Origin of the sequence: Teredinibacter franksiae, assembly GCF_014218805.1 — a bacterium.
In the GTDB taxonomy this organism is placed as follows: Bacteria; Pseudomonadota; Gammaproteobacteria; order Pseudomonadales; family Cellvibrionaceae; genus Teredinibacter; species Teredinibacter franksiae.
In genome coordinates this window covers 2,428,386-2,445,398 of record NZ_JACJUV010000001.1, presented here as the reverse complement: position 1 = coordinate 2,445,398, position 17,013 = coordinate 2,428,386, and the positions used below count along the sequence as shown (strand labels likewise).

The window sequence follows — 17,013 nt, the reverse complement described above, 5'->3', positions numbered from 1 at the left end:
ATTCTCGCGCTGTGGTTTATGTGGTTAGCGTATAAAATGATGGTGCAGCAAAATTGGCCAAACAGGACAATCAGTTGTCCCTAGCTGTGGCAAACAATAGTAGCGATGCTTTCGTCGAACAAAGGAGAACCTATGGCCACTACCACACTCACATCGTGGGCACTGCTTTTATGGAGTACATTGAAGGCACGCGGGTATGATCCAAAACCAGTATTTAAAGAGGTAGGGCTCGATTACACCAAATTGGGCGATGGTCAGGCTCGATTTGAAGCACTTAAAATGCCACAACTATGGGAAGCGGCCGTAACCTTAACCGGTGACGAAGATTTGGGGGTCGCCGTTGGTACTAGCTGGAACCCCACCACTTTCCATGCCCTTGGGTTTGCCTGGCTGGCAAGCGACTCGCTGCTGGAGGGTTTCCAGCGTTTACACCGCTATTCTCATCTGGTTAATAATTCCCTGATTACACGTTTGGACAAAGTTGGAACACATTATCGATTTTCCATGACCACCTCCGAAGACATAAACAAGGTTCACCCTGCCGGAAATGATGCCGGTATTACCGCCATTATTAAAATGTGCCGAATGCTGGCCGGGGAGGCGTTTGTTCCCGTAGCAATGGAACTCGCACGCAATCATCGAAACCCAGGCGCCCTAGAAGCCTATGTCGGAGTTTCCCCGGAATACAACCGTCTAGAAAATGTTTTACTTATTGATCAACACGTAGCCGACAAATCATTGGCCACGGGCAATTCCATGCTCGCAGAGGCAAACGAGCAAACCATTCGGCAGTATTTAACCGAGGTAGACAGGAATAATGTAGTCGGGAATGTGATCGCAATATTGATAGACATGCTACCGTCGGGCAATGCCTCGGAAGAGGCCGTTGCGGATAAAATGAATCTTACTTTACGGACGCTACAACGCAAATTGAAAAGCGAAAATCAGTCGTTTAAAAAATTACAGAATGAGACGCGAGAAAAACTTGCCAACAGCCATATTAAAAACTCACAAATGTCGCTGACTGAAATTGCCTATTTACTGGGCTTTGCCGACCAAGCTAATTTTACCCGCGCCTATAAACGCTGGACAGGTTACTCACCCAGCAGCCATAGAAAAGAACTACTGTTGCAGAAAACCGCGTAAAAAAACTTCGTTTTTAATAAACACTGTAATGCTTAAATTCTCAACAGCCACGTTTGTGCGCCAATATCCATCTTTCAACTTGTTGGAAGTTAAACCTACCCTTAAACGCTGGTAACGAAGCCACCATGGGGCTTAGTAGTCGTGCTTCCACACAAGCTTAGTCCAACCGCCCGACGCACCACCGGTGGTCGTCTCCAGGTTTATCGCTGGCGTTAGCTCAATTAAGAGGTTGCCCTGCCACGGGTGGGCCGGTTCTGCAGAGCGCTCAATTTCAAGGTATACCCTATCTGTAATATATTTACCGGCGCCAAACTTTAGTTCAGTACCTTCGTCTGTTGTTTCAGTATCAATTGAAAGCGTATCAACATGTAATATATTGCGCGCCTCACCAACCGGGTCCCAGACTTGTCCACCTTTAAGCCGTTGAACCGTGGAAGCTAACTGTAATGCTTGCAGTGCCGAAATATCCTGTACCGATGAGCCGAATATAAGTTTGGCTATTAGCTCATCCTCGGGCATTGAAGGAATAGAGGTAAGCTTAAAATTAAAGTCTTCGCCTGTACCGCTTACTTCTGCACGCACTTCCATTTCGTCATCTTCGTAAACGCCCACTACCAGTATGATAACCGCGTTGTTACTGAAACCGACCTCACCTTTCTCAAGGCTAAATTGCTTGCCCACCAATTCAAAACCACCACGGATTGTATTGAACGCCCCCTGATATTCCAGTTTATTAGTAGGCCCCTTTAGGTTCATCTTGCCTTCAAGCTCCGCTTCCAAGCCGCGGCCACGAATATACGCTTGCTGATTGACACCGATATTAATGTCCAGTTCTATAACTGGAAACGGTAATCGACTATTGCGCTGCTGTTCCTCTATTTGCTCGAATTCGTACTCTATTTCAGGGATGGAAGGGCCCGGATTGGCCGCAATGGATATAGAGAGTGGCGAGACAATAATGTCACCCTTGACCAGTATTCGCTCCACATTACCTGTAGCCTGCACATTAGCGCTTATTTTGCCTTCTACGTGGTCATGCTCGAATAACGAAAACTTATCGGCATCTAGGCTTAGCTCTATAGCCTTTGCGTTATCATCTTTTTGCCAATCGAATAGTCCATTCATGGCAATTCGTCCATCTCCGTCATCCTTAGCTTGAAGATTTTTGAGGTATACCTTGGTGCCCTCAAAAGACAGCAAAGCCGAAGCATTATTGAGGCTAGTACCCAATTCGGAATGACGATAATTAACGTCTCTTATCTCCACCACTCCCTTAATGTTGGGTCGGTCAAGGTCACCACTTACGTCCACATCCGTTACCAGTGTTCCCGTTACTTTTTGTGAGTCCGGCAGAATAAAATTCGCAACCGCCATATCAACATGGCCCTCTAGGCGCGTTACCGGCAGGGACTCGCCATCTTTTAGAAATTGAGTCAGCCCGCCCTTTTTAACGCTCAGCACAAGCTCATTCGATTTATGTTCCTTACCCTTCTTTAAACCTAAATCAGCTTTGAGCTGCCACCATCGATTGTCGCTATCGCCTGCGACTTCGGCCACATTCACATCAAATACTATCGCCGTTTCATTCTTGGGCTGATCCGCTTTTATACGTGTTTCATAGCGCAGCTTACCTTCCATAAGTAAGTTTTTTTCCCAGTTCTCCGCAAAATTTTCGTCTACTGTATTATCAATATTAACATTGATGGACAGTGCTCCTTCAGTATCGCTCCAACCATAGGGTTCTAATAACGCCATAGGTAGTTTTTCGGCTTCGATTTGTAAACTAACAACCGGGGACTTTTTGTGGACGTCTACATCGCCTTTTAGTAAAAACAATACGACGGATTCGGGTTGTTTAATATTCAACAGCGATGCAGCTTCGATATGCAAAGCTTGGTTGAGGTAGCTCGCTTTTAATTCGGCCTTAAACGATTCCTCTACCGATACACCATCAGTGAATGTAACCGGGTAGTGAAAGGTAGATTCTGCCTCAACTTCTGCATTCGGGTTTTGTAAAAGCCCTTTTAAGCTACCTTTGCCATTCAGAATACCGGCGAAGCCTGGGGGATACTGAAGGCCTGCCTGCTTCAATATGGATAGATCGAAATCTTTTATGGCATAACGTATATCATTTTTGTCGCCCGTAAGGTCTAGCTGTCCAGAAATGTCCACGGCGGAATTATTTGACGTTATATTGACCAACGACGCCGATTCTATAAGAATAATTTCGGTTAAGTATTTTGCCTTTAGTTCGGCTTTGAACGATTGCTGAAAAGGCACGCCATCTTTAACGCCTAAAGGGTAATGAAAGGTAGATTTTGCCTCAACCTCCATATTGGGTTTTTCTAGAAGGCCCTTAATGCTTCCTTTGCCATTCAGAACACCGGTTAGCCCAGGAGGGTATTGAGCACTAAGCTGTTTTAACAATGATAGATCGAAGTTTTTTAACGCATAAGCAACGTTGTTTTCTTCACCGGTAAAATCTAGCTGGCCCGACACTTTTACCCTAGAATCATTCGACACTAATCGAACATCATCTAGCTGTAGTTTTTCCAGTCCTCCGTCAAGGCTTGCCATTAGCAATAATGGGGTCTCATTATATTCTGCTGCAATACGCGTTTTGAGTTTGAGCTGTGCCTGGTTGAGAATATCCTGAGGGTGCGACGTAAAACTGAATTCCAGTTGTTCAATTTTTGCCTTCGCGGTAGGTAGCGGCGGCAAATCATCTAAAACGGTATTCGCCAAACTATGGAGGGCTGTAACGTCAAAATGCTGCGTGTTAATTGTCGCCTGTAAATTGTCGCTATCCATAAATCCAGAAAATTCTATGCTATTAATTGCAGCGCTTTCCTCGTTTCTTTCAGTTTCAGGTCGCTGCATTAATTGGCCGCGGCTAATTTTAAGGCCGTTATTTTCTTCAAATGCGAGAAAGGCGCTAGCCTCCAATAGTTGATCGGCAATGTCTATGCGTAGTTTTTGTATATCCACTGTTGGGTAATCGCTCGCCTTGTCTAGCTCTGCAACAAAATTTAGCTCAAACCCTAGCTGCTGAGTAAATAGTTGAGCGAATAGGCCCTCACTCTTTTCGCGAAAAGACCCCTCGATTTTGGTTTTTTGGGTAACGCCTTCTCGCGTTTTAATCGAGAGCCGTGTGTTGTCGTTAGCATCAAATGCTTCTAGCGTAATCGCCAAAGGCGTATCGGCCGAAAAGGCCTTGAGCATGCCAGTAATTTGGTAATCTAAATGCGCCAATTCAGGTGGTACCGCGGCTAGATTTTCTAAATTTAGCCGCAACCGTTTTATCGCCAGCGAATCCAACGAAATTTGCCACAGGTTTGGTAGCGTTATAGCCGTTACCGATTCTTTATTGATTGGAGGCTCAGGTGTTTTTTCTTCCAGCGGATAATAGCTATAGCGAACAGTGGCAGCCGATAACTGCTGAATATGAATATGTTTATCCCAAAGCGCGGAAAGAACCAACGCGAGGTTAAACTTTTCGACGGTAATTATTTCTTGATTTTCTAAGGCAATAACGCCCCGAGCGACATACCAACGCCCCATTGATGTGCTGGTAATACCTTCAAGGTTGATCTGAATGTCGGTTTGAGCGTTATTGTATTTTTTTAATGCGTAACTAACCGCATGTTCACGCACGCTGTCTATAGACAATAGGGCTACGCAAAGCGCACACACAACCGTCAGCGTAAGCAAACCATACAATAGGGATTTCGCTATTTTTCGCCCTACCTTTATGACCTGGTTCGCTATATTATATTTCATCGAAACAACACTCAAAATGCCTGGCCAATACTGATGTATATTTGATAGTCGTCGTCAATGTTTTCGCGCTTATCCAAGGGTACTGCGACATCAAAACGGATAGGTGCAAACCCTGTAAAGTAGCGAATGCCCAAACCGGCACCCCACAGAAAATCCTCACCGAAACTGGGCATTTCTTCCGGATAGGCGTAGCCGCCATCAACAAAGGCGACCAGCCCCCATGTTGGCGACAGTTTGAACCGGGATTCTACAACAAGCTCACCAAACGATTTGCCACCGTTTGGCAAACCATCGGTTAACTCCCCGGCTAACTGATAGGCATAACCACGTATGGAACCTCCTCCCCCGGAATAGAAACGTTCATCTGCAGGAATTTTGTCCAGGCTTGAACCTGTCATGGAACCCATTGTTACTCGGGTTGCCAACGTAGGATGTGTGCGTAATTGCGACGCGCTGATAAAAAATGTGCCCGCTAATGTACCGCGTAAAAAACGTAGATCTTCCTTGTGAATGTCCTGAAACGGTGCCACGGACGTTGAAAGCGTCATTCCCGTTGTGGTGTTCAGCAGGTCATCGCGTTTATTCCATGTTAAGCCTACCGGCGCAGAAACAAGATTAAAATTTTCACGCTCGTCGTCTTCAGATACTTTTGAATGCGCGAACTGGGTTCCATACATAAACAAAAAATTGGTCCAAAAAGAACGAATAATGGTTGCCGAAAGCTCAACCTTAATACTCTCAAATGCAGCAGTATCTTCCTCCTCAACCAGCGCTTCAATTTCAAGCCTGCGGTCCTCGGAGTAGAAGTGTGGAATAGTATAAGTGGCGTCTAGGTGCTGACGTATACCATTCAAGCCCCATTCAACTTTCATGCTCTCACCCGAGCCAAAAGAGTTGCGGTTTTGCCATTCTAAGCTTATACCGGCTTGTTCATCAGTACTGTAACCCGCTCCCGCTTTAATACTGCGATATTTTCGCTCTGCAACTTGGAAAGTGATATCTATAGGGTAGCTTTCACGTCCATCAATATTATCAGGTTTGACAAAATTCCCGTGGGTAACAACGGGCGACACAGAATTTAACAGATTCGTTTGCAATAATTTTAGCCGCTCTGTATTCAGGCGAGTGGCGCTGTAACAATCGCCTACTTTCAGGCTAGTCTGGCTTCGCAGAAATTCTTCCTTTGTGTGCTCGAGCCCCTCAAAGCTAATTGTGCGGAAATGGCTTGGCGGGCTGTCGGTCAAGTTGAAAACAATGGTGGCTTTCTTTTTCTCTCGGGAGAGCGTTACTTTGTAGCTCAAATCCAATTCGTATAAACAATGCGTGCCCAACTGTTGAAGCAGGTCTTTTTCTGCAAGTAAGACGTACTCTGCATTTAACGCATCGCCAATTTTCAACCCTTTAAGCGTAAATTTTTCCTGTTGTAGAATTGCTGGAAAACGATATTCAATTTTTTCGAGCTGATACGCTTCACCAGCGTCAATCTTGTAACGTATAGGCCCTTGAGCGTTAACCTCGTACTCAGCCTTCACATCAACATCGTAAAAGCCCAACGCACGTGCGGACTTTTCTAACACCCGCTGCTCATCTTCAGCTATCGCTTTTATCGTTTCTTTGACTTTGGACTTTTCGATGTATTCACGGTGAGCTTGAAGTCTAGCGCGCAGGCTAACGACGAGCGCTGGCTTCTGTTCGGATAAAAGCTCCAGAGTATAGCCAGGGCGTTTTTGGGCAAGCATAGCCGCTAACACCGATTGGCTCATCATCAAGATAAGTACAAACAGTAAGTTACGGAAACTGATGTTGGCGGTGAAATACATAACACTCATGGGTCAATCGAGGTCTAACGGGCAAGTAACTACCTGGCGAATGTGGCCTGTTGTAATTTCTCGATTTCCAGAGAAATCACTTTGTAGGCTGCAATAGAACCTGCAGAAATCCATTAAGCCACGCATAAACTGAGTGAATTCTGGCAAGAGCCCAGCGACGGGGCTACAGCGCTAGAAACGGGCATTTCGCGGCCATTAACTTGGCTAATCATGTCATCAATACTCTTGTATTTTTTGCACATTTTTTCTGTGCTAACACTCTGCTGCGAGCGCACCACGCTGCCATTTTCACGTAATGTGAAACTATTGACGGCGACAGACGTGGAGACGCTCATTACTAGCCTGAATACTTTCACCATCGTAACGCCTCGAAGCACAACGTTATTTGCGATTATACATGAGCAATACCGCTAATTAGTCAAAATCGCGTACCGCCATTTTTCAATTTGACGTATTATATCCGTATTCTTTTTTAGCCCTTTTCACCCGGAATTTCACCATGACCAGCTTTACTAAGCTCTTTCTTTGCTGTTCGTTTTTTGCGTTTGCTGGCCAAGCTTTTTCCGCTGAGCTAGACGACAGGCTCAATCGCGACGTAGATAAGGCACATAATTCAAAGTCCTTCCGCAAAGGCCAATTTCTTGCTGTTCCGATTCCCATGTCTAACCCTACGATTGGGTCCGGCTTGCAGGCGGCACTCTTATACATGCATCCGTCGAAAAAAAACAGCGCTGACTCACCCAATGCGACCAGCGGTTTAGGCGGTATGTATACCGATACCGACAGCTGGGTTGCTGGTCTTTTTCATGACAACTACTTGTTTGACGACCGTTTGCGGGTTCGAGGGGTAGTGGGTACAGGAGATGTTAATGTTAATTTCTATGGTTCCGGCAGCGACCCGGCTTTCGCCGATGACCCCGTCCAATATAATCTTACGGCTAATGTTGTACTTATACAGGCACTTGGGCGCCTACCGGGCACAAAAGATTGGTTCGGGGGCTTAAAAGCAGTGGTTATGGAATCTACCATTACCTTCGATCTAGACGCACTGATACCCGGTATTCCCGTTTTAGACGACGATATGAAAATTGCTAACATGGCCGTGGTGGTGAACTACGACAATCGTGACAACAACTACTACCCCAGAACGGGTCGTTTTTTGAACATGGAAGTGGGCCGAGATGACGAGTCGCTTGGCAGTGACTACAGTTTCGACCGCTACACCCTTAGCTATAATCACTATTTTTCGGCGAGCGAGAAGAGTGTAATCGCCGTTAGAGGCTATAGCAGTATGGTCGACGGTGAAGCCCCTTTCTTCCTAATGCCAACCCTGAATATGCGCGGCTTCTCCAGTGGACGCTATCAAGACGAAGCCGCCGTTTCCGGTCACCTAGAGTGGCGGCACAAATTCCACCCTCGTTGGGGCTTTATGCTATCCGCTGAAGTCGGCAGTGTGGGTAACTCCATCAGCAATGCCCTAGACAACAAAGTTGTGACCAGTACCGGTGCCGGCATTCGCTGGCAGGTCTCCAAGAAGCAGGCTATGCACCTCGGGCTTGATGTTGGTGTAAGTGAAGACGGGGAAGCTATATACCTGCATGTGGGCGAAAAATTCTAAAACGCTTTAGCCATAACCACGAGCCTATATTCCTGTATGAATCTAAATAAACCTCTGCTAATACTGCTATTAGTCATCACCGGGCTTACGGCGGGCCGTTATGCTTTCGCTTCGCCTTATGACAATTCGCTAACGGCCTTCCCGCCGGAAACGCAACTGCCGCTTAAAGTGGGCGCCACCATATTGCTGGCCGACATGCAGGATATTAATACGGCAAAACAGGTAATGACGGCAAAACTGTACACAATGCTGGTTTGGCACGACTCCCGCCTAGCTCACAGCAATGAAACGCCGATAAAAATGAAATTGTCGGACATTTGGCACCCTAATCTACAGATCGTCAACCTACAGCGGAGCTCAAACACCCTAAGTGCCGAGGTATTTGTTGAGAGTGACGGTACGGTTCGCTATCTGCAGGGCATGTGGGGCGAGTACTCCCAAAAAATGGACCTGCGGGCTTTCCCTTTCGATACCCAACGCTTTTCATTCAACTTGGTCACCGCAGGGCATACAAGCCAACAGTTGGTTTTTTACTGGCTTGAGGATATGGGCGGAATTGCTGACGAACTCAGTGTTTCCGACTGGGACCTTCTTGATCTCGAAGCCGAAGCCTACACCTATAGGCCGGTTGCCAACGCCAAGGGTAACCCTGCCATTCGCTTTTCGTTTGAAGCTATACGACGTCATTCTTACTTTGTTATTCAGGTCATCTTTCCGCTCATTATGATTGTTATTATGAGCTGGGTTGTTTTTTGGCTCGACCCCAAGGAAACCGGCAGTAATGTTGGCGTATGCATGACATCCATGCTTACCCTTATTGCCTACCGTTTTTCGGTTGCCTCAAAACTGCCAAACCTATCGTACCTTACTACTCTTGACTATTTTGTTATGGCTTCGAGCCTGCTGGTGTTTTCCAGTTTTATTGAGGTTGTTTACGCTACACACATGACCAAAATAGGCCGACATGCCCATGCATTACGCATCGATAAATTCTGTAGGCTATTATTCCCACTCGTTTTCAGTCTTATCGTCATCGAAACGCTGTACCTTAAGTTGCTTACCTAACCAACTTCGGTCAATTCTTTTTTTGTGCATTTTACGAATATACAGCCGCTAGCCGGCGAACGCGGTCATTATGAACAATACTAAAAAACAAAGTATCTACCTCGTGGCAAGCAGAGTTTTCTCGCTTTTCTTTTTACTGCTTACCACCGCGTTAGGCAACGCGCAAATGAGCAACCCGAATTCGGCAACTCTACAGGAAATCAAACTCGATACGGCCACCGTAGAAGCCAAACTCAGTGAAGTGTCTTCACTCACCACCCTTGACGACGATAATAAGGCCAAGCTCATAGATACCTACAAGAAGGTTCTATTAAACCTGCAAACCGCCGAGGCCTACAAAAGACGCTACGCAGCTTATCTTCAGTCGCGCCAAAGTGCTCGAGACAAAGCAAAAACAGTTCGGCAGTCACTAAAAAATAAGGTGCGCAAGACCAAGCCTGTTAATGCCCGTGAAGTCGAAAAACTCGATTTACCCGCGCTAGAGCAACGTTACCTCACAGAAAAGGCTAACCATGCAGCGGTAAGAGCCAAGCTGGAGGAAATCACTAAAACCCTCAGCTTCGAAGCCAATCGGCCCAGTAAAATTCGCGAGAAATTATTGCAAATATCTACCCGCCAAGCTGATTTGGCCAACCAATACCAGCGCCCTTACGACCCCGACTCCTCAGCCGGGTCCCAGGAAGCCAGAAATTGGTTATTGGCTAGCGAATATCTTGCCATTAAGGCCGAAGTGCTTATGCTTGATCAAGAGCTGCTAAGTCAACCCATGCGACTGGAGCTAATTCAGGCAAACAACGATTCCACCACCTTTGATATGCAAACACTGGCATCAATGGTTAATTCGCTAGAAGAATTTCTGTACCAGCGTCGTTCGGCATTTGCCGAAACTGAACTGAAAGAAGTGGAAAATTCGCTAGACGCCTACAGCAACTCTCATGCGGTGGTTCAGGCATTAGCCCAAAAGAACGCAGCTCTGGGTGAACTGACCTCTACAATTGTGGAGGATATCCGCCAGACCGGTGAGCAGGCTGAAAAAATTCGCGATGAGAATTTACACCTCGAAGAAAGCATGAAGCGTACAAAACGCAGGGTAAGTATTGCCGGTTTCAGCCAAAACTTGGGCAACACCCTATTGCAGCAAAGCCAACAGCTTCAAAACAGGGGAGATTACACCAGCATTCTCAACAGCTTTAACGACCGTATAGCCAGCGCTATGCTCGACCAAATTCTACACGAAGAAGAATTGCGCAATATTGAGTCTGGCGAACAGTATATACAGTCGCTTACCGTCAACCTCAAGCTCGATGCCGACATGCGTGCAGAAATTCAACCACAAATGGAAGCGCTAGTAGCACGCAGAACCAGCTTACTTAATTACGCACTAGAACTTGATAGAAGCTATATTAGGAGCTTAAACGAACTGGCCTCACATTACGAAAAAATTGTGCTTACGGTGTCAGAATTTCAGTTATTTCTAAACGAGAGAATGATTTGGGTTAAAAGCTCAACTCCTCTAGGTGGCGATTTTCTAACCCGACTTACTGCAGACACTATTAGCGTTGTTTCTCACATTTTCTCCACCGGCTCACTACAGCAGCTTAAAGACAATTTGCTTGGCTCTTTTCGTTTTCTTATATCACTTATGGCCGTTGTGCTCGTATACTATTTTCGTCCACGGTTGTATCGGCTAATAGAAAACCAAGGGCGTAACGTTTCGAAATACAAAAGAGACACCATATTGGCTACATTAAAAGCCATAGGGTTTTCTTTAGTTAACATAGTTAGCATTCCATTCCTGCTTGCCGTTGTTTCCCTGGAAATGCTAACGGCCAACCAAACCTCCTTAGCCTACAGCGCGTTCTGGCATTCTATACTGATTACCTGCAACATATTATTCTTCGCTCGACTCGTGACAGAGCAAACTCGGCCACGGGGCATTGCCGAAATTCACTTTCAGCGTACCGCTTCAATACTCACCGTAGTTCGTAGACCGGCCTTCAAGGTATCTCTGTTTTGTGTCGTTATTCTATATTTTTTCGCCGAGTATTTAAGATCAAACAGCGACTCAATGAAGAACAGTTTTATACTGCTTACCTATAGTGCCATTCTGTTTCTAACGTCTTTCCTAATGTTTAGGGTTTTTCAGGCCAAAGATAAAGTAGCCAATAAAGTTATAGTGTACGCCAAATACTTGCTGCCCAGCATACCCATTGTGTTAGTTATCTACACTGGCTTTGGCTATATCAATGGTTCCATTACGCTTTTGCAAAAAGTTATTCATACGGCGTGTTTTGCCTACGTCATTCTATTATTACATCAATTGGTTTTCCGCTGGCTCCGTATCAACCATCGTCGTCTGGCGTTTGCCGCAGCATTAGAACGCCGAAAGGAATTCCAGGCAAAAGCCCGCGACGAAAATACACACGAATCGAAGTCGGCAAGCGAGTTTCATGACATTGAAGAGGTGCCAGAAGTCGATTTAGCTGCAATAAATGAAGACAGTAAGCAAATATTGAATATCAGCGTTATCGCCCTAGCAGTATGGGGTGTTGCTACTATTTGGTCCGATATTTTACCGGCCTTCAATGTATTAGAAGGTATAACGCTTTGGGAAAACTTTAGTTCCACAGGCGGAAAAGACGTTATCACCCCTATTAGCCTTGCAGACCTAATTTATTCACTAATGGTGATATTCATTACGTCCATTTCCATAAAGCGTTTACCCGGTCTACTAGAAATTATTGTTTTACAGCGACTCGACATTTCAGCGGGTAGTCGTTTTACCATTAAAACGCTCACTTCCTATATTTTAATTGTAGGCACCGTTATATTTGTTTCCAATATTCTGGGTATAAGCTGGAATAAGGTGCAGTGGCTGGTAGCGGCACTCAGTGTTGGTATAGGCTTTGGTTTACAGGAAATTATTGCCAACTTTATTTGTGGGCTTATTATTCTTTTCGAGCGCCCCATTCGAATAGGTGACGTTGTAACCATTGGCGATACCGAGGGTGTAATCACGCGAATTCAAACACGTGCCACTACCATTAGAACGTGGGAAAGAAAGGAATTACTCGTGCCGAACAAGGAATTTATTACGGGCCGGCTATTAAATTGGTCGCTATCAGATGACCTCACACGCATCAAAATCCCTATTGGAATTGCCTACGGCAGTAACGTGGAATTGGCCATGGATATTGTAGGGGAATGCGCACGCAATAACCCTACTATTCTTGGCGAACCTGCCCCCTACGTTTCGTTTGAAGAGTTTGCCGATAGCAGCCTGGTTCTCTACTTACGCTGCTATATTGAATACAACGATAATCGCATTTCTACTATTACGGAATTGCATAAAGACATTAATACGCGTTTTGCACAAAACAGTATCACCATTGCATTCCCACAAACCGATGTGCATTTGGATACTAATGGTCCACTCGAGGTTAACATTGTATCTACACAATCATAGGGGCGTCTCTAATAGGTAAGTTTGACCTTTGCTAGCTAGCGGCCCAACGCCGCACTGCGGCTTGCCAGGCTCCGACCCGCTAGGTTTTGTGTGCGATGATTGCGAATACCCATACGTGGCGCTTGATACCACGCTAGCAACTCGCAATTAGATTTTATAGGCTTTTGCTATTAGGCAAATAGCCACACACACGTACTGAGTGACATGTTAGCGAACGACGACACAATTTTTCCCGCCGTCAAAAGCTGGTACCATTATCAACCTAACTCTAGCGGCCCGCATTCATCATGAAATTACACAGTAACCTCAAAACCGGTTTAAGCATTTCAGGCCTTATAGGCTGTACAGTCCTCAGCGCTTCTGTGAATGCAGCCAGCTTTAATCCCACCGGCGTTAATCTCAGTTATGGCGCGGTATCCCACGGTCAGGGAACCATCAGTAACAACTTGAACCCCGCCTCAGGCGCATACGACCGTACCCGGATGACCAGTGACGACAAGGTTATGGGCGAATTTAGCCTCGGCGGCGGGCTGGAGTACGGCAATTTAGATAATCTGTTTGAGAAAATCGACGATCTTGCGGACTATTTTGCCAACAAAGATGACGGAGCCAACAATGGAGGAGGCGACAACGGCGGAGACGGTGGCGGCAAACCTGGCGGCGATCTCGATATATCCAACCCAGACCTCGACGCCCTGATAGATCGCATTGGCGTCGAAGCCGCCAGCGCAGCGGCAATACTCGCCTTAGTTAGCACAGACGGTTTTGCCAGAGCCGATATTTCAAATCAGTTTTCGCTTATCAGTAACACCAACTTTTTGGGCGGCACTTTCAGTTTCAACTTTACACGGCAGGTGTCTTCCGGCGCTATTGGTATTGAAGATGAGTTTAATTTCGATAGCCAGCAAGCACTCACAGAGCTAGAAAGCTTGTTCGCGCTAGTGCCCGAAGACCCGATAACAACATTCGACCTATCCGGCGGTATTTCTATTACCGTAGAGCCAAGCACAGGCAAAGCGAGCTTTGCGTTCGAAAACGACAGCTTGCTCGTTACCAAGGCCGCAAAAGTATCAGAATTTACTTTTGGCTATAGCCGTGAGTACGGAGACTACGAAAGCGGTAGCCTCTACTGGGGCGTTACCCCCAAGGTGGTCAACATAGGGCTATCAAACGTCGCCACCCGTATTGGCGATATAGGCGACTCAGAAAGTCTATTCGACGATATTAAAAACGCAGAATTCAACACCGATACCGCCATTGATATCGACCTTGGCGTACTCTGGACAGCGAGCAACTACAGTATTGGTGCATCGCTACTCGACCTAGTTCAAAGTGAATTCGAGTTTCCCGTAATTGATACAACACAGATAGAGAGTGAGAAAGTACTCGATACTCTGAAGAACATCCGCCAATACAAAAGTAAACGTCAGTTAAAGCTGGAAAGTGGTTTATACACCAGCGATAAAAAATGGGGCCTGAATGTTGCCGTAGACGCAAATGCCGTAGAAGACCCTCTAGGCCAGAGCTTTCAGTGGGCATCCATTAGTGGTGGTTACAAAAGTAACAGCTGGATACTATCCAACCTCAGAGCGGGTTTACACAGCAACCTTTCCGGCACAAAATTGTCTCAAGTCGCGATCGGAATAACCGCCTTAAAATACTTTAATCTAGATTTAGCCAGCACCTTGGAAACAACTAAGATTTCTGGTAACTCTTACCCTAAAAACGTAAAGCTTTCTTTAGGCTTTAATTATAAGTTTTAGCCGGTTCACCAGCAGGCCTGTCAATAATACCTTGTGCATAAACCGCACACCAAAATAGCGGCCAAAAAAAATAACTAATAGAGCTGCTATTAAGGAACAAAAGAAAGCTGGAGCAGGTTACGCTGCCTCAGCTTTTTTAGCTTTTCCTTAAAGGTTTAGATTCCCGTTCCAGCAAAAATTGTGCGCTAAAGTAACCTCACTCTCGCAAAAGCAGGTATTCCAAAGAATTAACGCCCCCCATTTGCCTATCGGGCCATGCGCCTCTTTATGGATGAGTCATTTACGTTTAGTCCATTAGCTTTCGCTTTCGCCGTGCGTTTACTGAATATCTATTTATCCGAACGATGAGGGCCACCATATGCTGCACACTGTAGTATTTTTACCGATCAAATACCCAGCCAGATTAAAACAGCCCAACACATTCGCACTTTACGGATTACTAAGATAGTACTCAGTCGTACCCCTTAGTATCCAAATGTTTTTATGGACGCCGAAACTCTTACTTTCACGTCTAGCGAAGGGCTAAAGACTATGTTAGTTTGTTGAAGCAAAACTGGTTCGTACTATCGTGCCTACAAACAAAAATCATTTCTAATGATACGGGCCGTATAACTCTTGTGAGCGGTGCCGAGCAGAAAGCCGATCACGCGCTAACGAGAACCAAGAGTTGTAAAAATATTTTTTACATTAAGGATAAAATAATGACAATAGATACTAAGACATTTTTTTTGCTTGCCACACTACTCTCAGCTTCAACTTCCTGGGCTTCTGAACAAGTTACTGTCGATAGCTTTGTTCGCGCGGAAACCGATATGACGTTCAAGCGATATGAGGCCGCGGGTGGCTTCGGAAAATTACATCATATACGGCAGCCAACACCATTAGATAAACAAGACGTTATTCGTATGAATAGAGATACACTGTATTCTATCGGAATTTTCGATTTAACAAACCCCGTTACCATTAACAAGCCAAAAACAGATCGGTGGCAATCGATGATGATTGTTAATCAAGATCACTCCATTCCGCCCGCAATCTATGAAGCAGGTTCTTACACACTGACACAAAAAGATGTAGGTACGCGTTACGTTGGCGTGATTTTTCGCACTCTTGTGAACGCAAACGATGCCAGCGATATAAAGCAGGCAAATTCTGTTCAAGATAAGATCATAGTAAAGCAAGAAAAAACAGGCGTCTTGGATACTCCAGATTGGGACGAGGAATCGCTCGCCACAATACGCGATGCCATAAACGTACTTGGAACAACGCTTAGCGACACTTCGGGGATGCTAGGACAAAAAGACAAGCTAAATCCTATCCATCATTTGATAGGGACCGCATTAGGCTGGGGAGGCAACCCCAAAAAAGACGCGATGTATGTAAATGTTTACCCTGAAAACAATGACGGAAAAGTTAATTATGTACTAACAGTAAAAGATATTCCTGTCGATGGTTTTGCTTCTATAACGGTTTACAACGACAGCGGCTTCATGGAAAAGAACGATTTGGGCGTTAACTCAATCAACAACCTAACGGCTACACCCAATAAAGACGGTGGAGCCACTATCCATTTTGGTGGTTGTTCGGATAAGCGCGAAAACTGTATCCCAACAACAGAAGGCTGGAACTACATCGTTCGCTTGTATCAACCCCAAAAAGCAATCCTCGATGGCAGCTGGAAATTTCCCGACCCAAAGCCCGTGAAATAGTATACGTAGCCGCGCTTAAACCCTTTAGTCTGTACACAGCTACTAATTGATTTTAGCCCAACCTGTAGCCTCCTATACACTAGGAGGCTACGACCCTAGTATTTCCCGGGCTAGCTTGGAATTATACTGGTGCTTACTACGAGTACCACCGATTCTTTACGCTTTTTAATGGTAAAAATATTGTCGATGCCGAAGCTTGGCAGCTTGCCAGTATAGTATTCCTGCCATACGTAGGTTTCATCGTTTGGCAATTTTTTCACTAGCGCTATTTCACCACCATTGTTAAAAAAACCTTCCATAATGAGTCGTATTTTGTCCGCATCTATATCTGCAGCTTCCATAGCACAAATATTTCGATCCTCTATCTTATCTACCGACAAAATATATTTTTGCTTTTCAACCGCAAAAAACCAGCCCTTATAATGCGGTGAATCTGGCCAACTGGACTTTGGTAACGGCTTAAGCTTGAAGTGTGTGGCTAATTCGCTAACCGAACTAATGTTATGAATACCCTTGGCACAAACCATCATAAACGTAGAAAAATAAGCCTCGTCATTTGCATAGGCTGGAACAACAGAAAATGTAACGGTAATCATCAGTAGTGCGCGTACGAGTAATTTCATATAACCAACTCTAT

At 45.4% G+C, this 17,013-nt stretch carries 10 protein-coding genes; 6 read left to right on the top strand and 4 right to left on the bottom strand.

All coding sequences use genetic code 11. The annotated features are described in order from the left end of the window. Nucleotides 1-132 precede the first annotated feature (132 nt). On the top strand, nucleotides 133-1,146 hold the full coding sequence (locus H5336_RS10115; protein WP_185233823.1) for an AraC family transcriptional regulator: 1,014 nt from the start codon (nucleotides 133-135) through the stop codon (nucleotides 1,144-1,146). Between the two features lie 132 nt (nucleotides 1,147-1,278). On the opposite strand, the gene H5336_RS10110 is transcribed toward H5336_RS10115, so the two are convergent. The 3 genes from H5336_RS10110 to H5336_RS10100 all read right to left on the bottom strand — a co-directional run bounded on the left by H5336_RS10110 (nucleotide 1,279) and on the right by H5336_RS10100 (nucleotide 7,114). Beyond that, on the bottom strand, nucleotides 1,279-4,926 hold the full coding sequence (locus H5336_RS10110) for a translocation/assembly module TamB domain-containing protein (RefSeq protein ID WP_185233821.1): 3,648 nt from the start codon (nucleotides 4,924-4,926) through the stop codon (nucleotides 1,279-1,281). Nucleotides 4,927-4,937: 11 nt separating this feature from the next. Beyond that, a complete protein-coding gene (locus tag H5336_RS10105; RefSeq protein WP_185233819.1) occupies nucleotides 4,938-6,755 on the bottom strand; it encodes an autotransporter assembly complex protein TamA in 1,818 nt (605 codons plus the stop codon). Between the two features lie 113 nt (nucleotides 6,756-6,868). Further along, a complete protein-coding gene (locus H5336_RS10100) occupies nucleotides 6,869-7,114 on the bottom strand; it encodes a hypothetical protein (RefSeq protein WP_185233817.1) in 246 nt (81 codons plus the stop codon). A gap of 140 nt (nucleotides 7,115-7,254) precedes the next feature. On the opposite strand from H5336_RS10100, the gene H5336_RS10095 reads away from it, so the two are divergent. From H5336_RS10095 to H5336_RS10075, 5 genes are all read left to right on the top strand, one after another. Continuing rightward, a complete protein-coding gene (locus H5336_RS10095; protein ID WP_185233815.1) occupies nucleotides 7,255-8,373 on the top strand; it encodes a BamA/TamA family outer membrane protein in 1,119 nt (372 codons plus the stop codon). A 36-nt stretch (nucleotides 8,374-8,409) separates the two neighbouring features. After that, nucleotides 8,410-9,438 carry a ligand-gated ion channel gene (locus H5336_RS10090; RefSeq protein WP_185233813.1) on the top strand — a complete coding sequence of 343 codons (1,029 nt, stop codon included), beginning with the start codon at nucleotides 8,410-8,412 and terminating at the stop codon, nucleotides 9,436-9,438. 70 nt (nucleotides 9,439-9,508) lie between these two features. Then, the gene (locus H5336_RS10085) at nucleotides 9,509-12,904 is read left to right on the top strand and encodes a mechanosensitive ion channel domain-containing protein (RefSeq protein WP_185233811.1); all 3,396 of its coding nucleotides are present in this window, start codon (nucleotides 9,509-9,511) and stop codon (nucleotides 12,902-12,904) included. A 287-nt stretch (nucleotides 12,905-13,191) separates the two neighbouring features. After that, a complete protein-coding gene (gene traF / locus H5336_RS10080) occupies nucleotides 13,192-14,667 on the top strand; it encodes a conjugal transfer protein TraF (protein WP_185233809.1) in 1,476 nt (491 codons plus the stop codon). 701 nt (nucleotides 14,668-15,368) lie between these two features. Beyond that, nucleotides 15,369-16,376, top strand: a complete 1,008-nt coding sequence (locus tag H5336_RS10075; RefSeq protein ID WP_185233807.1) for a DUF1214 domain-containing protein — start codon at nucleotides 15,369-15,371, stop codon at nucleotides 16,374-16,376. A gap of 110 nt (nucleotides 16,377-16,486) precedes the next feature. Here H5336_RS10075 and H5336_RS10070 read toward each other — a convergent pair whose 3' ends face one another. After that, the gene (locus H5336_RS10070) at nucleotides 16,487-16,999 is read right to left on the bottom strand and encodes a hypothetical protein (protein WP_185233805.1); all 513 of its coding nucleotides are present in this window, start codon (nucleotides 16,997-16,999) and stop codon (nucleotides 16,487-16,489) included. Nucleotides 17,000-17,013: the final 14 nt, after the last annotated feature.